Origin of the sequence: Tritonibacter scottomollicae, from assembly GCF_032924845.1 — a bacterium.
GTDB lineage: Bacteria > Pseudomonadota > Alphaproteobacteria > Rhodobacterales > Rhodobacteraceae > Epibacterium > Epibacterium scottomollicae.
This window is the reverse complement of sequence record NZ_CP136704.1, coordinates 189,179-208,076: the sequence shown is the minus strand read 5'-3', so window position 1 is coordinate 208,076 and position 18,898 is coordinate 189,179. Positions and strand designations below refer to the sequence as shown.

Here is an 18,898-nt window from a genome sequence, read left to right as displayed (position 1 = left end):
CTCCGTTACGCGATGGGGGACCAAAGCTTGCCCCGCTTGGCCGCAATGTCGAGCCAGACGGCAAGGATGATGATGATCCATGTGACGACGTATTGAACGTAGAACTGCAACCCAACCAGCAGCAGACCGTTCTGGATGAAGCCTAGGATCAGCACGCCGATCACGGTTTTGAAGATCGTACCCGCGCCCCCCATCAGGGAGGCTCCACCAAGGATGACCGCCGCCAGAACCTCCAGCTCCAGCCCCTGCCCGACGGTGTTCTGGCTGCCCAGCGAGCGACTGGCCTGAATGAGCCCGGCCGTTGCCACGCAAAAGGACGAGATCAGATAGCAGCAGAACACCAGTCGCGCCCGCCGAATGCCGGAAAAGGTCGCGGCCACGCCATTGCCGCCCACGGCATAGACCTTGCGCCCAAAGGGCGTCTTTGACAGCACCGCGCCGAGGAGTGCGGCGAGCAGAACGAACAGCAGGATCGGGATCGGTATGCCCATGGCATCTCCCTGCCCGAACACGCCGAACCACGTGCCCTCCTTGTCGGCGATGTCCATGTTCTTGCCGCCCGAGTAGGTCAGCGTCAGGCCATGAATGGCCGACAGCATGCCAAGGGTCACAATCAGGGAGTTCAGCCTGAGATAGCCGACAAGAAACCCGATCAACGCCCCAAGGCAAAGCGTCATGGCGAACATCGCCGGGATCGCCAACGCCGGGCCGATCTTGTCGTGCAGGTCCAGCACCACGATGGTGGAGAAGGACATCATCGACCCGACAGACAGGTCGAGATTGCCGCTGATCACCACAAACGTCACGCCAAGCGCCATGACGCCGAGGATCGCCGAAGAGCGGATCACCCCCATCACGTTGTCCGGGTCGAGAAAGCGCTCGTTTGCGACGGTAAATCCGATCATGAAAATGACGAACGCCACCAGGATGCCCTGCCGCGCAAGAAGACCGGTGATATTCAATCTGGCAAACCAGCTCTCGGTCCGACCGGACGGGCTTGCCTTGTGTTCCGCAGTTGGCGGCATTTGTTCCTCCCTCACCCGCTGGTTCTGTCTCATACCAGCGTCATGCCGCCATCGATCATCACGATCTGGCCAGTCATGTAGTCGCTGTCCTTTGATGCCAGGAATGTCGTTGTCCCGGTGATGTCTTCGGGGCGTGCCACGCGGCCACGCAGGATGGTGGCCGAAAACTCTTCCATCGCCTGACCGGGGCGATCCGCGGCTCCGATCTGCATCAGGTCCTGATCCACCTGCTCCCACATTTCCGTCGCCACCACGCCGGGGGCAAAGCCGGTGACGGTGATGTCATGCTTCGCCAGGTCCCGCGCTCCGGACTGAACCAGCGCCACCACACCCCATTTGGAGGCGCAGTAGGGCGCCACATTGTCAAAACCCTGACGGCTGGCGATGGAGGCGGTGTTCACGATCTTGCCGCCTGTCCCCTGGGCGATCATCTGCTTGGCAGCCTCCTGCATTCCGATCAGGCAGCCCAAGCCGTTGACGTTCATAATGAAATGCCAATTGTCCTCGGTCACATCCAGAAAGTTCATCGGTCGGTTCACACCGGCGTTGTTGAACTTTACGTCCAGCTTGCCAAAGGCCTCCACGGTCTTTGCGATCATCTCGCGCACGTGCTGGCGGTTGGTCACGTCAACTTCGGCCCAAGTCACCCGCCCGCCGTGGTCTGACGCGCGGGACTGGTTTGCCTCTGCCACCTTGGTGGCCAGGGTGCCGTTGATGTCGGCAAAACAGACGTCTGCGCCCTCATCCAGAAGTGCTTCGCCAATGGCGCGTCCGATCCCCTGCGCCGCGCCTGTCACAATACAGGAACGCCCGGTCATACGGCCCATGATTCATGTCCAATCTGTTGTGGTCGTGAAGTCTCGCATGGCGCATCGGGCGCAGGCCGCACAGGCACGCGCCCGATGGCAGCCGGGATCAGAACACCGGCTTGTCGAACTCGCCCATGTTGTCCTGGGTGATCTTCGGCGTATCGAAGTAGTTCAGGAACGGCACGTCTTTGCCGCTGAGCACATCAACCGCAGTCTGCAGGGCCGCTTCGGCGTCATCGACCGGAGACTGGTAGATCGACCCCCAGTATTCGCCCCGCTCCATCGCCTCATACCCAACCGAGAAGTTGGTGGCGCCCACAAAGATGATACCGTCGCGCCCCGCCGCCTTGGCAGCATTCAGAGCGCCCACGCCCATGTTGTCATCGCCGGAATAGACACCATCGATATCGTCATATTTGACGAGGAAGGCCTCCATCACCTTTTGTGATTTCTCACGGTTCCAGTCACCGGGCTGTGTCTCGACCAGGGTCACGTTGGGGCAAACCTCCGGCAGACGGTCCTCAAACCCCTTGGCGCGTTCGATCGCCGTGGTGTAGCCCGGTTGACCGGAAATCTGCACGATGCGAGCCTCATCCTCGATGCCGCTTGCCTTGAACTTGTCGCACATGATCTCTGCCGAGCGGGACCCTTGGGTGATATTGTCCGGTCCAGAGAAAGACGCGACGAAATCAAATCCCTGTTCCGCGATGTTGGAATTGGTCACGATCACCGGGATATCGGCGTTATGCGCCTTGCGTACTGCCGGGATCACCGCCTCACCGTTGGTGGGCCAAATGATGATGGAATCGACCTCTTGCTGGATCAGATCTTCCATCTGGGCGATCTGACGCGCCACATCACCGCCGGCATCCAGCACCACTGTTTCGATATCCGGATTGGCCTCCGCCGCCGCGATAAAGGCCTTTTCATAGGTGGTCTGATAGCTGTCCACACCCACGTTGTTCTGCGTGATACCGATCTTCATCGTATCCGCGGCGACACCACCGGCGGCCGTCAGTGCCAGAACGGCGGTGGCCGAAGCGAGAGTACTGTTAAGTTTCATTACGGGTCTCCTCCCAGATATTCCCCTGTTTCGTCCCATACCGGCGAACTCCTCCCGTTCGGTCAGCATGGCCCGCCAGTACCGGCGGCTGCCTCAAAGAATGCCGCGTGCCGCAAAGCTGCGTGCCCGGAATTTTATCCATAATGGATTATTTTATATCCATAATGGATTTATTCGCGATCCCACCCAGTGACCAAACTGAACATCCTGCAAAGGAGCGGCGCAATGCCAGACAATGATTCATCCAATCCGGATATGTTTCCCCCGCCGGGAGTGACCTCCGAGAGAAAGGTTCAAACGCATCTCATGAACATGATGCGCGGACATAGCGAGGGCAACATGGTAACGCCCCAGGCCAAAACCGAAATGCTCCAGATGATGTCGTTTCTGGATGATTTCGCTGATGAGCTTGAGGACACCATAGAGCTGTTTGCGCCAAATCCGTTCTATCGGATGGCGCTGCATCTCGTGCGTGGGCACCTCGAAGGCAAGGTCATCACCCCGACCTCGCTGATCGGCGCCGCGCGGGTTCCCTATGCCACCGCAACCCGTCGCCTGAAGGAGATGACAGACGCAGGTTTGGTAGAGCGGCGCCCACGGACCAAGACCGGCAAAAGCTTTTCCATGCATCCAAGCGAGGCGCTGCTTGACCAGTGGATGCGCCTGTCAGGACGCCTGCGCCGCATCGGAGATGCCCGGTTCGGTCGCGGCGGCGCGTCACAGGACACCACCGATTATTACTTCGGCGGCTCCTATCTTGCGGCGCAGTCGATCCCGCCGCTACAGGTTCTGGCCGAACCGCTGAAGGCCTCCGGAGGTCTGCGGGTTCTGGTGCACGGCGACCCCACCTTCATGGTGATGGACAATCTGAAGCGCCAGTTCGAACAGGTGATCGGCACTCAGATCCACCAACGCGCCTTTTCCATCGACCGCCTGCGCGAGGAAGCGCTGCGCAATGCAGAGCGCAAGGCCAGCCGGTACGATATCATCGCCGTGGATCTGCCCTGGGTTGGCAGCTTTGCCGCGCGGAATGTGCTGATGCCGCTGGACGACGTGATGGATATCGCCCGTCTCGACCCAGCGGATTTCCACACCGCGGGCTGGAACGCGGCCCATTGCGGCGGTCGTCCCTACGGCGTGCCCGCCCAGACAACACCAGAATTGCTGTTCTATCGCCGCGATCTCTTTGCCGAGGCTGGGCTGGAACCGCCCGCCTCGACGGACGCGCTGCTGAATGCGGCCAAGGTCCTGCATGAGCCACAACAGGGCCGATATGGCATAGCCTGGAACGCGGCGCGTGGGACGGCGCTTGGCCACACCGTGCTGATGACGCTGGCAGATTTTGGTCAGCCTGTTCTCGACCTGCCGGCGATCGCTGGCGGCTTTGACACCTCCGGGCTGCTGGATGGCGACCTGCGTCCCACCATAGACACACCTGCCGGTTTGCTGGCAACAGAGTATCTGCTGGAGATGCTGCAGTATTCGCCACCCGACATCCTGTCGATGTCCTGGTACGAGCGGGTGCGCCCCTACGCGGCGGGCAAGGTGGCGATGGCCTATGGCTACACCCTGCTTGCCCCCTATTTCGAACTCGACAGCTCCTCGCCTGCGCATGGACAGACCGGGTACCTGCCACACCCCTGCGGCGCAGATGCAACGCCGGTCGCCCCGGTTGGAGGCTATGTGATGGGCATTCCGGCCAATCTGCCCCCCGAACGGGTGCCGGCCGCGGTGGAGGCCCTGCTGGTTTTCACCTCACCGGAAGCACAGAAGCTTTACGTGCAGAATGGCAGCCGCACCAACCCGCGCTATTCCGTGGGCGCAGATCCCGAAGTGCGGCGGATCTCGCCCATCTTCGAGGCGGTGGATGCGATGTCCTGGCGTGACGAGCTGCAATTCTGGCCGCGCCCGCCGATGCCGGGGATCAACCGGATGATCCAGATCTGCGGCGAGGAATTCCACGACATGCTGCGCGGCATCCAGACCCCGCGCGAAACCCTGCGCCGCGCCCAGTCCCGGGCCGAAGGCATGCTGCGCTCGGACAAATTTACGTGACATGAGGAGGAGAAACCCATGGACCCCAATCGCCTGAACGGCAAGAATATCCTGATCACCGGTGCCGCCCGCGGCATGGGGGCTGCCAACGCCGAAGCCTTTGCCGCGCAGGGGGCCAATGTCTGCATCGGCGACCTTGATGGCGATGAAGCGCAGGCGATGGCGAACCAGATCAACAGCGCTGGCAACGGCAAGGCGATTGCGGTCAAAATGGATGTGACCAAGCGCGAGGACAACGCCGCCGCTGTGGCTGCCACCGTTGACGCCTTTGGGTCCATTAACATCGGTCTGTTCAATGCTGGCCTCAACAAGCCCCGGTTCTTCATGGATATTGATGAAGACAACTGGGACATGATCATGAACGTCAACACCAAGGCGATGTGGCTGGGGATGCAGGAAACTGCGCGCCAGATGATCGCGCAGGGGCCGATGGAGGATCATCCCTACAAGCTCATCAACGTGGGCAGCATTGCCTCGCGCAAACCGCTGGTGGATGTGACTGTTTACTGCACCTCGAAATACGGCTGTCTGGCGCTGACGCATTGTGGGGCGATTGGTCTTGCAGAGCACAAAATCACCGTCAACGGCTACGCCCCCGGCGTGGTGGTGACGCCGCTCTGGGAGCAACTCGACAAGGATCTGGTCGATATCGGGTTCAAGGAACGCGAAGGTCAGGCCTATGACGACATCGTCCGCGATGCGCTGCAAATCAAACGCGTCTCCTACCCCGATGACATCACCGGCACCGCGTCTTTCCTCGCCTCTGACGACAGCGACTACATGACCGGCCAGATGATCCACATAGATGGCGGCTGGTGCATCCAGTAACCCGCCTGACCTACGACAAATATCAGAATTCAAAGAACAACAGGCGGGGCACTCCCCGACCTGAAGGAGGAACCTATGTCCCGCGCCCTGACCCCGAACGTGCTGACCCCGCAGGATCTCGACCCACATTGGCAATGGGAGGGACGTCTGCCCGCCTGGGGCCACACCAACGTCGATTTTGAACGCCGCGTCGATCACGACCGTTTGCGCCGCTACCGTCTGAGCCGCACCCGCGAGGCGCTGAAGAACAGCCACTGCGGCACGCTTTTGCTGTTTGATGTCAACAACATCCGCTACGTCTCCTCGACTAAGATCGGCGAATGGGAGCGGGACAAGATGTGCCGGTTCTGCCTGCTGACCGGCGATGATGCGCCTTATGTCTGGGATTTCGGCTCCGCTGCGGTCCACCACAAAAAATACTCCGACTGGCTGGTGCCCGATCATTGCCGCGCCGGTGTGGTGGGCATGCGGGGCACCATCCCGCCGTCGTTCGGACTGATGCGCAAATATGCCGAGGAAATCGCAGGTCTGATCGAAGATGCGGGCATGAAGGGCATGCCGGTTGGCGTCGACTATGCTGAAACCGCGATGTTCCACGCCTTGAAAGAAGCGGGCTTGAACGTGGTCGATGGTCAGCAGATCATGCTGTCGGCGCGCGAGATCAAGAACTGGGATGAGATCCAGTTGCTGACGCAGGCCGCCTCCATGGTCGATGGTGTCTACCATATGATCTACGAGGAGCTGAAACCCGGCATCCGCGAAAACGACATTGTCGCCATGTCCAACAAGCTCCTCTACGAAATGGGCTCGGACGATGTGGAGGCGATCAACGCCATTTCCGGCGAGCGCTGCAACCCGCACCCGCATAACTTCACCGACCGGCTGTTCCGGCCCGGCGACCAGGCCTTTTTCGATATCCTGCAATCCTATCAGGGCTATCGGACCTGCTACTACCGGACTTTTAACATCGGCACCTCCACCCCCGCCCAGCGCGATGCCTACGTGAAGGCGCGTGAATGGATCGACGCCTCGATCCAGGCGATCAAACCCGGCGTGACGACCGATCAGGTGGCCAAGCTCTGGCCCAAGGCCGAGGAGTTCGGCTTTCCGGATGAACTGTCGGCATTTGGCTTGCAATTCGGCCATGGTCTGGGATTGGCGCTGCACGAACGCCCCATCATCAGCCGCGCCGTCAGCCTTGATAACCCGATGGAAATCAAGACCGGCATGGTCTTTGCGCTGGAGACCTACTGCCCCGCCGCCGACGGCTATTCTGCCGCGCGGATCGAGGAAGAAGTGGTGGTGACCGACACCGGCTGCGAGGTGATTTCGCTGTTCCCGGCGCAGGATCTGCCGATCGCCAACAGGTACTGAGACACCTCCCCGCCTGCCCGGCCCCGATCACTGCGGGGCCGGGATTTTTTGACCGGAGACACAACCATGAGTTCTGCCAAACAGACCCAAACAAATTCAGAGGATTATCTGCGCATGTACCGCCAGATGGTCCGTATCCGCACCTTCGAGGACAACGCCAACCAGCTGTACCTCTCGGCCAAGATGCCGGGGCTGACGCATATGTATTCGGGCGAAGAAGCCGTCGCCGTGGGCATCTGCGAGGCCCTGAAGGTCAGCGACAAGATCACCTCCACCCACCGCGGCCATGGCCATTGCGTCGCCAAGGGCGCCGCCTTCAAAGAGATGTTCTGCGAGCTGCTGGGCAAGGAAGAAGGCTACTGCCGCGGCAAGGGCGGCTCGATGCATATCGCAGATCAGTCCAACGGCAACCTCGGCGCCAATGCGATCGTCGGGGGATCCATGGGCATTGCGACCGGAGCCGCCTTCAGCGCCAAACTGGCCGGGCGCGACGACGTGGCCGTGTGCTTTTTCGGTGATGGCGCGACCGCCCAGGGATTGATGTACGAGGTCATGAATATGGCCGCCCTGTGGAACCTGCCGGTGATCTATGCCTGCGAAAACAACGGCTACTCGGAATACACCAAGACCGATGAAATCGCCGCCGGCTCCATCACGGCCCGCGCCGAGGCCTTTGGCATCGAGGCGCATCAGGTGGACGGTCAGGACGTGCTGGCGGTCAATACACTGACCCAGCAGCTGGTGGAGCGTGCGCGCAAGGGCGAGGGTCCGTTTTTCATGGAGCTGATGACCTACCGCTACCACGGGCACCATGTCGGCGACATCAATCGCGAATACTACCGCTCCAAGGATGAGGAACGCGACTGGAAAGACAATCGCGACCCCATCGTGCGGTTCCGGGCCTGGCTTGTGGACGAAGGGATCGCCACCGAGGACGAGATCGAGGCGCTGAACGCAGCCGTGCGCAAAGATGCCGAAGAGGCCGTCACCTACGCGCTTGATGCGCCTTACCCCGATGGCGCGGAGGTCGACATGCATGTCTACACCGACGTCCCCCACGCGCTGGCCTGAGGAGGAAATGATGCGAGAGATTACCCTGTCACAGGCGGTAAACGAGGCTTTGGCCGAAGAAATGCGCCGTGACGAAAGCGTGTTCATCATCGGCGAGGATGTCGCCGAAGCCGGAACGCCGTTCAAGGTCCTGTCCGGACTGGTCGAGGAATTCGGCACCGCGCGCGTTGTCGACACGCCGATCGCCGAACCCGGGTTCATGGGCATCGCCGTCGGGGCCGCCATGACCGGAAGCCGCCCGGTGGTGGACCTGATGTTCGGCGACTTCCTGTTTCTGGTCATGGACCAGCTCTGCAATCAGGCGGCCAAGACCCACTACATGTCTGGTGGCAAGCTGAATGTGCCTTTGGTCTTGCGCACGAACCTTGGCGCCACCCGCCGCTCTGCCGCGCAACACAGCCAGTCCCTGCACGCGCTGGTCGCCCATATTCCGGGGCTGAAGGTCGCAATGCCCTCCTCGGCGCTGGAGGCAAAGGGGCTGATGAAAACCGCCATCCGCGACGACAACCCGGTGGTGATTTTCGAAGACAAGCTGATGTACAACGACAAGGCCGAGGTGCCCGAAGGCGGCGATCTGCTGATCCCCTTTGGCGCGGCCAACGTCAAACGCGAAGGGCGCGACATCACCCTGATCGGCACCTCCTCCATGGTGCAGGTCTGCGAAAAGGCGGCCGAACTCCTCGCTGCAGAGGGCATTTCCGCAGAGGTGATCGACCCGCGCACCATCGTGCCGCTGGATGAGGCGACCCTGGTGGCCTCGGCCAAGAAAACAAGCCGCGTGATCGTGGTGGATGAGGGGCATCAGAGCTATGGCGTCACCGGAGAGATTGCCAGCCGCATCAACGAAAAGGCGTTTTATCACCTCGACGCGCCCGCGCTGCGGATGGGGGCGATGGATGTGCCCGTCCCCTTCTCGCCCGCATTGGAGGATCTGACCGTCCCGACACCCGAGGCCGTGGCAGAGCAGGCCCGCAAACTCTGCGCCGGGGAGATGATCCATGCCGCTTGACGTCATCATGCCCGCGCTCGGCATGGCGCAGGACACCGGACGCATCGTCGCCTGGCACAAGGCATCGGGCGATGCGGTTGCCGCGGGCGACGTGCTGTTCGAGGTGGAGACCGACAAGGCCACGATGGAGGTCGAAGCACAGGAACCGGGCTACCTGACCGATGTGGCCGCCGCCGCAGGCGATGATGTCCCGGTCGGAGATGTCATCGCCCGGATCGCGGACGCCCCCGGCGACAGCGCCTCCCCCTCCCCTGCGCCGTCAGACAACGCGCCATCCCCGGCGGATGCCTTGCCCGAGGGCAACAGCGTCATCATGCCGACACTGGGCATGGCGCAAGACACCGGGCAACTGGTGGCATGGCACAAGACCCCGGGAGAGGCCGTGGCAGCGGATGATATTCTGTTCGAGGTGGAAACCGACAAGAGCACGGTTGAGGTGCCTGCCGGCTTTGAAGGCTATATCGCCGCACAACTGGCCGAGGCGGGCGAGGATGTGCCCGTCGGGGATACCATCGCCGTCATTTCCGCCACGCCCCCGGACACACCTGTGGTCCGGCGCCATGCCACACACACGGTCGATGACAACACGCCGCCTGCGGCGGAAGACACGAACAGCAAACCAAGCCCGCCGCCCAAGCCCGAGCCGGAGCGCCGCTCCAATGCGGCAGCAACGGGAACGCCCCGTTCTGACGGGTGCATTCTGGCCTCCCCCAAAGCGCGCAGACTGGCGCGCGAACAGGGGCTGGATCTGGAGCATTTGGTGCAGGCGGGACATCCGCAGCCCTATCATGTGCGCGATCTGGAGGTGCTGAAGGCATTGCCGACACAGGCACAGGCGATGCAGGCACAGGCGTCACAGCCCGCCCGCCGCCTGACCGCGGAATTGACGTCTGTGGACCTTGCGGCCTTCACCAACTGGGCGGCAGAGCATGCAGATATCGGCGACCCCAGAGCGCTGCTTGCCGGGCTGGCGGGCGCCGGCCTGGAACGTGATGACGCGGTGGTCGCGGTCGAACAACCGGGCGATCTGCGTCATTTTCACGTACCGCGCGGCGCATTGGGTGGCGTCACGCCGCATGACGGTGAAGCCCCCTCCCCCGACCTGATTTTGCGCGACTTGCGGCAAGCGCGGATCACGACCGTCGCCATCGGGCCCGAACATGCCCCGGTCCTGACCCTGACAACCTGTGGAGAGGGGCTTTCCCTCACCTTGGAATGCAGCGCCGAACAGCTCTCCGGACCCGCGGCGGTCACCCTTCTGTCCGAGACGGCAGGCCGACTGGAGCAGCCGCTCCGCCACCTGCTTTGACCCCATTTTGATGACCCATGGAGTATGACATGGACCACACGGATCTCTATATAAACGGCCGCTGGCACCCTGGCGCCGAGGGCGCGCGCTTTGACGTGGTGAACCCGGCGACCGAAACTGTTCTGGCCTCCGTCGCCTCGGCAGAAATCGCCGATGCAAACGCCGCGCTGGATGCCGCAGAAACCGCGATGAAGGACTGGGCCGCCCGCACGCCGCGGCAACGCTCCGAAGTGCTGCGCAAGGCCTGGGAGCTGATGACAGCACGGCTGGAAACATTTGCCCATCTGATCACGCTGGAAAATGGCAAGGCCGGGGCCGATGCCATGGGCGAGGCGACCTATGCGGCCGAGTTCTTCCGCTGGTTTGCGGAAGAGGCCGTTCGGGCAGACGGGATTTTGACCCATGCGCCTGCCTCCGGCGCGCGGATCATGGTGCAGCACAAACCTGCAGGCCTCGCGGTGCTGATCACCCCGTGGAATTACCCCGCCGCCATGGGCACCCGCAAGATTGCGCCTGCGCTGGCGGCTGGCTGTGGTGTCATTATCAAACCTGCCTCGGAAACCCCGCTGACCATGCTGGCGCTGATGCCGCTGCTGGAAGAGGCCGGAGTGCCGCCGGGCCTAGTGAACGTGCTGCCCTCGCGGCGCACCGGCGCGTTGGTCGACCACATGCTGCATGATCCCCGCGTCCGCGTCGTGTCCTTTACCGGCTCCACCGGAGTGGGGCGCAAGCTGCTGCATTCCGCCGCCGATCAGGTCCTGAAACCCGCGATGGAACTGGGCGGCAACGCGCCCCTGATTGTCTGTCACGACGCCGATATCGAGGAGGCGGTGGCCGGCACCATGCTGGCCAAGATGCGCAACCTCGGCGAGGCCTGCACCGCCGCCAACCGCATCTACGTGCATGACAGCGTGGCGGCAGACTACACCCGTCGCCTCAGCGCGGCCATGTCGGAACTGAAAGTCGGCGATGGCAGCGATCCGTCGGTCGACGTGGGCCCGTTGGTCAATGCCGACACAAGAGACAAGGTGGCGGGCTTCGTACAGGACGCGCTCGCCAAGGGTGCCAGACTGGAATGCGGCGGCGACATCCCGGCGGGCAAGGGGTATTTCTACCCGCCCACGGTGCTGTCGAACGTGCCGGAAACCGCTGATTGCGTGCATGACGAGATCTTTGGCCCGGTTGCCGCGATACAGACCTTCCAAGATGAAGACGACGCGATCACCCGGGCCAATGCTACGGAATACGGGCTGGTCGCTTATGTTTTCAGCCGCGACATGAAGCGCGCGCTGCAGCTGTGCGAACGTCTGGAATACGGCATGATCGGCCTCAACCGTGGGCTCGTCAGTGATCCCGCCGCCCCTTTCGGTGGTGTGAAACAGTCGGGACTGGGCCGCGAGGGCGGCCATGAAGGCATGCTTGAGTTCATGGAAACCCAATATATTTCGGCCAGTTGGTAAGGAGGCACATATGTCGGATATCATCGCTTCCCCATCGGTCCGCGCATCTGCGTTGAACAAGGGCATAGACCTGGCGCAGTTGGCACAGGATCTGGGCCGCACCACCATCGGCCACGAGGATCTGACCGCGACGGCACGCGCGCCGGACGCGGGCGCCGCTCAGAACGCCCAGTATTGGCAGGTCGACCACAGCGCCTATGGGCCCGTGACAGAAGAGCCGCTCAGCCGGTTCGCTCAGGTGGCTGCAGGTAATCTTGGTGCCGCCAATGCGCTGATCCCGCAGGTCACGCATCACGATCAGGCGGATATGACGGAGATCGAGGCGCTGCGCCAGAGCTGGAAACCGGACGCGCAGGCCCGTGGCATCAAGCTGACAGCGCTGGCCTTTCACGTCATGGCGCTGGCGCGCAGCCTGCGGGAATTCCCCACGTTCAACGCCTCGCTCAGCGCAGACGGCAAGATTCTGATCCTCAAAGACTATGTTCACATCGGAATTGCCGTGGACACGGCCCGTGGGTTGATGGTTCCGGTCATTCGGGATGCGGACAGAAAAGGCCTGTTTCAAATTTCAGGTGAAATCACGGATCTGGCCGCTCGGGCGCAGTCGCGCAAGATTGCCCCCGATGAGATGGGCGGCGCCTCGATGAGTATCTCGAACCTCGGCGGAATCGGTGGCTCGGCGTTTACCCCGATCGTCAACCCGCCGGAGCTGGCGATCCTCGGCATTACCCGGGCGCAGATGGTCCCCGAATGGGATGGCGAAGCCTTCAAGCCGGTGCTCAAGGCCCCGCTGGATCTGAGCTACGACCACAGGGTGATCAACGGGGCCGATGCCGCGCGCTTCATGTCCTGCCTGTGTGGGTTTCTCACAGAACCACGGCGGCTTGTGATTTGAGAGGCGCGCTAGGGACTTCACCCTATTGGCGGGTTATCCTGACGCGTGCCTGCGCAATGAAGCCAGAACCTCCTCGGTATGTTCGCCTAATTCCGGGGCTGGCAGGCGCACCTCGCAGGGGGTGCGCGACAATTTCACCGGAAAGCCCAGCATCCGGACGTCGCCTCGGTCACCGTGTGGCACATCGATAGCCATCTCCTGCGCCTGAATCTGCGGGTCCTCAAATACATCCTTGAGGGTCTGGACCTTCCCAGTCGGCACGCCGGCGCGATTCAATCGGGCAATCCAGTTTTCGCGCGTATCCGTGGCCAGCGCCGCATCGAGAATGTCGTGCAACTCCGCGCGCCGCGAAAAACGCGCATCATTGCTGGCAAAGCGCGGATCGTCCAGCAGGTTCGGCAAGCCGATTTCACCCAGCAATCGACGCAATATCTGATCATTAGATGCCGCAATAGCGATTTGCCCGTCAGCCGTATTATAGAGCCCGTAGGGCGCCACAAGCGGATGGTCATTGCCGGTGCGCTGCGGGTTTTCTCCGGTGACGAAATGCTCTGACGCCAGATAGGCCATCATGCTCAAGACGCCGTTCACCATCGAGGTCTCAACAGCCTGCCCCACCCCGTCGCGGTTGCGCCCGTGCAGCGCCGATGCGATCCCAAACGCGGTGTACAACCCCGCCACGAGGTCCGTTACGGGCTGCGCGGCGCGAAGCGGCGGCTCTCCTGCGGGACCATTGACGCTCATGAAGCCGCTCATGGCCTGCGCAATAAAATCAAAGGCGGGACGATCCGTATAGGGGCCAGTCGAGCCAAATCCATTGACGCTGGCAACGATAAGGCGCGGATTTATGCTGTCGAGACGATCTTGCGGGAACCCCATGCGCGCAAGAACACCGGGGCGAAAATTCTCCAGCAACACATCCGCAGTCTCAAGCAGTTGGGCCAGAGTGTCGCGTCCTTCATCGGAATAGAGATCGAGCACCACGGACTTCTTGTTGCGGTTAAAGCTCGCAAAATACCACGAGAACCCGTTCTTGTGATGCCCCTGCCCGCGCACCGGATCCCCCGCCGGGCTTTCGATTTTGATGACCTCGGCCCCCATGTCGCCCAGCAACATGGAGCAGAATGGTCCGGACAGCACGCGGGTCAGGTCGACGACGCGAATGCCATCCAGCGGCGGCTTCATCTCATTCCCAGAGATCATGCGCGGCTCCCACTTGAGGACCGGACATCCTCGCGCTCGTATCTGCGCAACCGTGGACCGGCCTTCATGACCTGCCCCGGCAAAGTCTGTCCAAGCGCCTTCTCGGTGCGTCGCGCGACCTCAATCAGCGCATCGAGATTTATGCCGGTCGCCACGCCGCTCTCCTGCAGCATGTAGACCAGATCTTCTGTACAGATGTTGCCGGTTGCGCCGGGTGCAAATGGACAACCGCCGATCCCGGCGATACTTGCCTCAAACCGGGTGATCCCTTCCTGCAGTCCGGCGTAGGCGCAGGCCAGCCCCACACCGCGCGTATTGTGGAAATGCAATGCGATATCCGCCGCAGGCACCTCGGTCGCCAAAGTCCGGCACCGCTCCTGCACCAGTCGAGGCGTTGCCATGCCGGTTGTGTCGCCGAGGGTAAGCTGCGCGATACCGCAGTCGCCATAGGACTTCGCCACCTGCACAATATCCTTGATCGCGACATTGCCCTCAAAGGGGCAGCCAAACGCGGTGGCAATGGCACCATAAACCGGCACATCCGCATCCTGCCCCATACGAGCGATCTCCGCCGCTGCGGCCAGCGACTTGTCGCGGCTGCAATTCACATTGGCCTGATTGTGGCTTTCCGAAGCAGACAGAAACACCACCATCGCATCGACGCCCGCCTCAATCGCGCGTTCGGCACCGCGCGCGTTCGGCACCAACGCCGTCATCTCTGCACCCCGGCTGCGGTCAATTCCTGCCATGACCTCACGTGCATCCGCCATATTGGGCACGGCGCGCGGCGCGACAAAGGACGTCACCTCCAACTGCGGCACGCCGGCAGCAATCAGTGTGTTGATCAATTCGATCTTCACATCAGTGGACACCGGGTCTGGCCAGGCCTGCAGCCCATCACGGGCGCCCACGTCCACAATGCGCACGCGCTCGGGAAACCCGTCTAGCGGAACCTCGGTCATGAGCTCTCCTCCAAAAGCTGTTGATGTGGTCGACCGCGTTGGTATACCATTAGTGCAAGGAGGGTCAATGCGGACCATGACGAGCGACAAGGTGACAGGCAAAGAGGAGCTGCCGCGCACGGAACGCGCACTTCAGGAAATCCGTCGGGATATCCTGTCGATGGCCTTTGCCCCCGGAGAACCTGTATCGGAACGCGCCCTGGAAGAGCGCTACGGCATGTCCCGCACCCCAATCCGCGCTGCTCTGGCAGCCCTGATCGGCGAAGGACTGATCGTCCGTGACCCACGGCGCGGATACATGATCGCGCCGATCGACCTGCAGGAAATCCACGATCTCTTCGAATTCCGTGAAGAGCTGGAAGACACCGCCGTGCGCCTCGCATGTCGGCGCGCCCGTCCCGAAGACCTCGACGCGCTGCGCCGCACCGTCGAGCGCGGGCGCACCGACTTCGAGGTCGAGGACTGGATGGCCTCCGGGCTCGACGTGCATGTGGAGCTGGCGGCGTTGTCCGGCAACCCGTTCCTGCGCGATGCGGTCCATGCAGCGGTCGGTCGCGCGTTGCGACTGCGCTGGCTACTGGCCAGCGACAAGACGCAACGCGACGCGGCATTCAAGGAACACAGCGAAATCCTCGATCTGGTTGCCGCGGGCGACGAGGACGAGGCGGCCCGCAAGATCCGGTTGCACACCCAGGCGGTGCGGGACCAGATTCTGGCGGCCGTGGAGGGCGCGCGCCGCTTTCTCGGCACGCGCGGCGTCGTGGATCAGACCAGCGCACAGGCGCGGAACGATACGGACGCGTAGCAAGACGATCCCGGAGTGGGAGTTCCGGGAAAATGGCCTTTGGGCCGAGGACTTAAGGGAGGAACCATGTCCTATACACGCAAACTACTCGCCGGCGCGATACTCGCCACCGGCCTAACCGCCACGAGCGCAATTACTGCGAGCGCGGCAGAGTGTATTGCCCCTGCCGATCCCGGGGGCGGTTGGGATTTCACCTGCCGCACTGTCGGTCGCCTGCTTACCGAACTGGGTCTTGAAGAGGGCTCCGTTCAGGTCACCAACATGCCCGGCGGTGTGGGTGCCGTCGCCTTTGCCAACGTCGCAGGCAAGCGTGCGGATGACGGCGACGTTCTGGTTGCAACTTCGACCGTTGGCGTCACTCAGATCGCCCAGGGCAAGTATCCGGGTGGTATCGACGTGATGCGCTGGGTCGGCATGCTCGGCACGGATGTTGGCGTGATCGTGGTCCCCGCAGATTCGGAATATGAAACCGTCGATGACCTGCTCAATACCCTCAAGGCCGATCCAACGTCAGTGCCTGTGGCAGGATCTTCCGGCGCCGGTGGCTGGGATCACATCCGCCTTCTGATGCTCGCCGATGAAGCGGGCATGGACGATGACGCCTATAAGGCAATTCGCTGGGTACAGTTTGACGGCGGCAGCCCTGCGGTGACACAGATGCTCGGCGGTCAGGTCGGCGCGGTGTCCACGGACCTTGGTGAGATTGCGGGCTTTGTGGAATCCGGCGACATCAGGATCATTGCGGCCCTGTCCGACGACCCCATCCCGGCCTTTCCGGATGCACCGACGGCCAAGGCGCAGGGCTATGACGTAACCGGATACAACTGGCGTGGGTTCTATACCGGCGGCGATGTCTCGGACGCGGAATATCAGGCCTGGGTCGAGGAACTGAAGTCACTCTTTGACACCGCCGAGTGGAAAGAGGCCGCCGAGGCGAATGGTCTCATTACTGTGTGGCGTGGCGGTGAGGCCTTCGAAGCCTATGTCGCAGAGCAAGCCAAGCAGATGGAAGACATCTCGCGCAGCATCGGGGTCATCCAATGATCGACCGCATTGCCGGGGCCGTGATCTTTATGGTCTCGGTCTCGGCCGTCTGGGTCGCGCGCGACTACAAGGCCGGTTTCGGGGATCCCCTGGGCCCGGCGTTGTTTCCGCAGATGGTGGCCGCTGCGGCGGCCCTTCTCAGCCTCGGGCTGATCCTGCGCCCTGACCCCAATCCCGACGCACAACCGCTGCCGGCCTTTATCCGGCAGGCCTTCACGCTTGCCGTTCTTGTCGGCTATGTTCTTCTGCTGGAGCCATTGGGTTTCCCGCTGTCGACCATGCTTGGAACCGCGTGCCTCGCGCTGCTGTTTGGGGCAGAGCCCAAAAAGGCCGGAGTGACCGGCGTTGCGGTCGGCGTATCGCTCTATTTGATTTTCGACAACCTGCTGGGGCTGCCCTTGCCCCTTGCCCCTGCCACCTTCGGCTAGCGAGACTGCATGGACATCCTGAATTCCCTCATCGGCGGCATCGCCGTCGCGGTGACGCCGCTCAACCTCGCGCTGGCGGTGTTCGGCTGTTTCGCCGGTACACTGATTGGCGCGCTGCCCGGGCTTGGCCCGGTTAATGGCGTGGCGATCCTGATCCCCGTCGCCTTTGCCATGAAACTCGAACCCAGCTCCGCGCTGATCATGCTGTCCTGCATCTATTACGGCTGCATGTACGGCGGGCGGATCAGTTCCATCATGCTGAATATCCCCGGTGACGAACCTGCAATCATGACCACGCTGGATGGCTATCCCATGGCCCGGCGTGGTCAGGCGGCAAAGGCGCTTGGCATTTCCGCCGTGGCCTCATTCGTCGGCGCAACGGTTGCCACACTGGGACTGACCTTCTTCGCACCACTGCTGGCCAAGGCCGCAATCCATTTTGGCCCGGCCGACTATTTTGCGCTCTACGTCATGGCCTTTGCCACCATTGGTGGGGTCACTGGCGTGAACCCGTTCAAGACGCTGCTGGCGGCCATGATCGGCCTTCTGCTGGCCAGCGTTGGTCTGGACCCCGGAACCGGCACCGCCCGCTTCACCTTTGGGTCGTTCCATCTTTACGACGGCTTTGATCCGATCGTCGCCATCGTTGGCCTGTTCGCGGTCAGTGAAATCATCATGTATTTCGAAAGCCATGCCCTCTCCGGAGCAGGGCCGGTCAAACTTGGTCGGACGCTGCCGCGATTGCGTGAGGTATTCGAGGGCTTTGGCGCATCGATCCGAGGCGCCTTGATCGGCTTTGTCTGCGGCGTCCTTCCTGGCGCAGGCGCATCACTCGGCGCATTTGTGTCCTATAGCACGGAGAAGCAGCTGAACGACAAGAACGGCACATTCGGAACCGGTGACCCCCGCGGCATCGCCGCACCCGAAGCCGGCAACAACGCAGCCTCCGGTGGCGCTCTTATTCCGATGCTGACACTGGGTGTCCCTGGCAGCGGCACGACCGCCGTGATGCTGGCGCTTTTGGTCTCACTCAACATCCAGCCGGGTCCGCTGCTGTTTGAACGCCAGCCCGACCTTGTCTGGGGGCTGATTGCAGCGCTCTATCTCGCCAATGTCGTACTGCTGCTTCTGAACATTCCAATGGTGGGCATATTCACCCGCCTGCTGTCGCTGCCCCAATGGTTCCTGATGCCGGTTGTGGTGATGGTCAGCTTTATTGGCATCTATTCGATCAGCCATTCGACCTTTGACCTGTTTGTGATGATCGGTTTTGGCCTGCTTGGATATGCGCTGCGCAAGTTCGATATCTCCCTGGTTCCGGTGGTGCTGGGCCTTTTGCTGGGGGCAGATATGGAAAACAATCTGCGACGTGCCCTGTCGATCTCCGGCGGCGATTTCAATATCCTCCTGCAAAGTCCGATCGCTCTGGCGATCTATGCCTTCACCGCACTGATGTTGGCGTTTTCCTTTGGGATCGCGATGCGTCGCCGCGGGCCACGTTCTGCAAAATGACATGCAAGCGCCCGCATTGCGGGCGCTTGCCCGTTTTCACCTGTCA

Annotated in this window: 17 protein-coding genes; 12 read left to right on the top strand and 5 right to left on the bottom strand. The window is 62.0% G+C overall.

The genetic code is table 11. From position 1 onward, the window contains the following. Positions 1-5 precede the first annotated feature (5 nt). From R1T40_RS01665 to R1T40_RS01655, 3 genes are all read right to left on the bottom strand, one after another. A complete protein-coding gene (locus tag R1T40_RS01665) occupies positions 6-905 on the bottom strand; it encodes an ABC transporter permease (protein ID WP_317386925.1) in 900 nt (299 codons plus the stop codon). Between the two features lie 149 nt (positions 906-1,054). Next, on the bottom strand, positions 1,055-1,852 hold the full coding sequence (locus R1T40_RS01660) for an SDR family NAD(P)-dependent oxidoreductase (RefSeq protein ID WP_317385648.1): 798 nt from the start codon (positions 1,850-1,852) through the stop codon (positions 1,055-1,057). A gap of 88 nt (positions 1,853-1,940) precedes the next feature. Next, positions 1,941-2,897 (bottom strand): sugar ABC transporter substrate-binding protein, encoded by a 957-nt coding sequence (locus R1T40_RS01655; RefSeq protein ID WP_106163165.1) that lies wholly within the window; start codon positions 2,895-2,897, stop codon positions 1,941-1,943. 339 nt (positions 2,898-3,236) lie between these two features. On the opposite strand from R1T40_RS01655, the gene R1T40_RS01650 reads away from it, so the two are divergent. The 8 genes from R1T40_RS01650 to R1T40_RS01615 all read left to right on the top strand — a co-directional run bounded on the left by R1T40_RS01650 (position 3,237) and on the right by R1T40_RS01615 (position 12,898). After that, positions 3,237-4,952 carry an ABC transporter substrate-binding protein gene (locus R1T40_RS01650; protein ID WP_317385647.1) on the top strand — a complete coding sequence of 572 codons (1,716 nt, stop codon included), beginning with the start codon at positions 3,237-3,239 and terminating at the stop codon, positions 4,950-4,952. A gap of 18 nt (positions 4,953-4,970) precedes the next feature. Then, entirely contained in the window at positions 4,971-5,780 is an 810-nt protein-coding gene (locus tag R1T40_RS01645; protein WP_317385646.1) for an SDR family NAD(P)-dependent oxidoreductase, read from the top strand. 75 nt (positions 5,781-5,855) lie between these two features. Beyond that, positions 5,856-7,154 (top strand): M24 family metallopeptidase, encoded by a 1,299-nt coding sequence (locus R1T40_RS01640; protein ID WP_317385645.1) that lies wholly within the window; start codon positions 5,856-5,858, stop codon positions 7,152-7,154. 66 nt (positions 7,155-7,220) lie between these two features. Further along, positions 7,221-8,225, top strand: a complete 1,005-nt coding sequence (locus R1T40_RS01635; protein WP_106163161.1) for a thiamine pyrophosphate-dependent dehydrogenase E1 component subunit alpha — start codon at positions 7,221-7,223, stop codon at positions 8,223-8,225. Then, a complete protein-coding gene (locus R1T40_RS01630) occupies positions 8,191-9,234 on the top strand; it encodes an alpha-ketoacid dehydrogenase subunit beta (protein WP_317385644.1) in 1,044 nt (347 codons plus the stop codon). Before R1T40_RS01635 ends, R1T40_RS01630 begins: the two co-directional genes overlap by 35 nt. Further along, positions 9,224-10,543, top strand: coding sequence for a biotin/lipoyl-containing protein (locus R1T40_RS01625; RefSeq protein WP_317385643.1), 1,320 nt, complete (start codon positions 9,224-9,226; stop codon positions 10,541-10,543). Before R1T40_RS01630 ends, R1T40_RS01625 begins: the two co-directional genes overlap by 11 nt. A gap of 29 nt (positions 10,544-10,572) precedes the next feature. Next, on the top strand, positions 10,573-12,003 hold the full coding sequence (locus R1T40_RS01620; protein WP_317385642.1) for an NAD-dependent succinate-semialdehyde dehydrogenase: 1,431 nt from the start codon (positions 10,573-10,575) through the stop codon (positions 12,001-12,003). 10 nt (positions 12,004-12,013) lie between these two features. After that, positions 12,014-12,898, top strand: a complete 885-nt coding sequence (locus R1T40_RS01615; protein ID WP_317385641.1) for a 2-oxo acid dehydrogenase subunit E2 — start codon at positions 12,014-12,016, stop codon at positions 12,896-12,898. A gap of 33 nt (positions 12,899-12,931) precedes the next feature. On the opposite strand, the gene R1T40_RS01610 is transcribed toward R1T40_RS01615, so the two are convergent. Together R1T40_RS01610 and R1T40_RS01605 are read right to left on the bottom strand one after the other, a co-directional pair. Then, on the bottom strand, positions 12,932-14,101 hold the full coding sequence (locus R1T40_RS01610; protein ID WP_317385640.1) for a CaiB/BaiF CoA transferase family protein: 1,170 nt from the start codon (positions 14,099-14,101) through the stop codon (positions 12,932-12,934). Continuing rightward, positions 14,098-15,063 (bottom strand): hydroxymethylglutaryl-CoA lyase, encoded by a 966-nt coding sequence (locus R1T40_RS01605; RefSeq protein ID WP_317385639.1) that lies wholly within the window; start codon positions 15,061-15,063, stop codon positions 14,098-14,100. The genes R1T40_RS01610 and R1T40_RS01605 overlap by 4 nt, the downstream gene beginning before the upstream one ends. A 67-nt stretch (positions 15,064-15,130) precedes the next feature. Here R1T40_RS01605 and R1T40_RS01600 point away from each other — a divergent pair, with 67 nt between their 5' ends. The 4 genes from R1T40_RS01600 (at position 15,131) to R1T40_RS01585 (ending at position 18,852) form a co-directional block, all read left to right on the top strand. Continuing rightward, complete coding sequence (locus R1T40_RS01600; protein WP_317385638.1) at positions 15,131-15,868, top strand: GntR family transcriptional regulator; 738 nt, start codon at positions 15,131-15,133, stop codon at positions 15,866-15,868. Between the two features lie 66 nt (positions 15,869-15,934). Further along, positions 15,935-16,912 carry a Bug family tripartite tricarboxylate transporter substrate binding protein gene (locus R1T40_RS01595; RefSeq protein ID WP_106163153.1) on the top strand — a complete coding sequence of 326 codons (978 nt, stop codon included), beginning with the start codon at positions 15,935-15,937 and terminating at the stop codon, positions 16,910-16,912. Further along, positions 16,909-17,340 (top strand): tripartite tricarboxylate transporter TctB family protein, encoded by a 432-nt coding sequence (locus R1T40_RS01590; RefSeq protein WP_106163152.1) that lies wholly within the window; start codon positions 16,909-16,911, stop codon positions 17,338-17,340. Before R1T40_RS01595 ends, R1T40_RS01590 begins: the two co-directional genes overlap by 4 nt. Before the next feature lie 9 nt (positions 17,341-17,349). Continuing rightward, positions 17,350-18,852: a tripartite tricarboxylate transporter permease gene (locus R1T40_RS01585; protein ID WP_106163151.1), complete on the top strand. Its 1,503-nt coding sequence runs from the start codon at positions 17,350-17,352 to the stop codon at positions 18,850-18,852. Positions 18,853-18,898 lie beyond the last annotated feature (46 nt).

What these genes read in the sequence shown, in the direction of transcription:
- R1T40_RS01665 (WP_317386925.1), bottom strand. Translation starts at nt 905, where the DNA reads ATGATCGGATTTACCGTCGCAAACGAGCGCTTTCTCGACCCGGACAAC.
- R1T40_RS01660 (WP_317385648.1), bottom strand. Translation starts at nt 1,852, where the DNA reads ATGGGCCGTATGACCGGGCGTTCCTGTATTGTGACAGGCGCGGCGCAG.
- R1T40_RS01655 (WP_106163165.1), bottom strand. Translation starts at nt 2,897, where the DNA reads ATGAAACTTAACAGTACTCTCGCTTCGGCCACCGCCGTTCTGGCACTG.
- R1T40_RS01650 (WP_317385647.1), top strand. Translation starts at nt 3,237, where the DNA reads ATGGTAACGCCCCAGGCCAAAACCGAAATGCTCCAGATGATGTCGTTT.
- R1T40_RS01645 (WP_317385646.1), top strand. Translation starts at nt 4,971, where the DNA reads ATGGACCCCAATCGCCTGAACGGCAAGAATATCCTGATCACCGGTGCC.
- R1T40_RS01640 (WP_317385645.1), top strand. Translation starts at nt 5,856, where the DNA reads ATGTCCCGCGCCCTGACCCCGAACGTGCTGACCCCGCAGGATCTCGAC.
- R1T40_RS01635 (WP_106163161.1), top strand. Translation starts at nt 7,221, where the DNA reads ATGAGTTCTGCCAAACAGACCCAAACAAATTCAGAGGATTATCTGCGC.
- R1T40_RS01630 (WP_317385644.1), top strand. Translation starts at nt 8,191, where the DNA reads ATGTCTACACCGACGTCCCCCACGCGCTGGCCTGAGGAGGAAATGATG.
- R1T40_RS01625 (WP_317385643.1), top strand. Translation starts at nt 9,224, where the DNA reads ATGCCGCTTGACGTCATCATGCCCGCGCTCGGCATGGCGCAGGACACC.
- R1T40_RS01620 (WP_317385642.1), top strand. Translation starts at nt 10,573, where the DNA reads ATGGACCACACGGATCTCTATATAAACGGCCGCTGGCACCCTGGCGCC.
- R1T40_RS01615 (WP_317385641.1), top strand. Translation starts at nt 12,014, where the DNA reads ATGTCGGATATCATCGCTTCCCCATCGGTCCGCGCATCTGCGTTGAAC.
- R1T40_RS01610 (WP_317385640.1), bottom strand. Translation starts at nt 14,101, where the DNA reads ATGATCTCTGGGAATGAGATGAAGCCGCCGCTGGATGGCATTCGCGTC.
- R1T40_RS01605 (WP_317385639.1), bottom strand. Translation starts at nt 15,063, where the DNA reads ATGACCGAGGTTCCGCTAGACGGGTTTCCCGAGCGCGTGCGCATTGTG.
- R1T40_RS01600 (WP_317385638.1), top strand. Translation starts at nt 15,131, where the DNA reads ATGCGGACCATGACGAGCGACAAGGTGACAGGCAAAGAGGAGCTGCCG.
- R1T40_RS01595 (WP_106163153.1), top strand. Translation starts at nt 15,935, where the DNA reads ATGTCCTATACACGCAAACTACTCGCCGGCGCGATACTCGCCACCGGC.
- R1T40_RS01590 (WP_106163152.1), top strand. Translation starts at nt 16,909, where the DNA reads ATGATCGACCGCATTGCCGGGGCCGTGATCTTTATGGTCTCGGTCTCG.
- R1T40_RS01585 (WP_106163151.1), top strand. Translation starts at nt 17,350, where the DNA reads ATGGACATCCTGAATTCCCTCATCGGCGGCATCGCCGTCGCGGTGACG.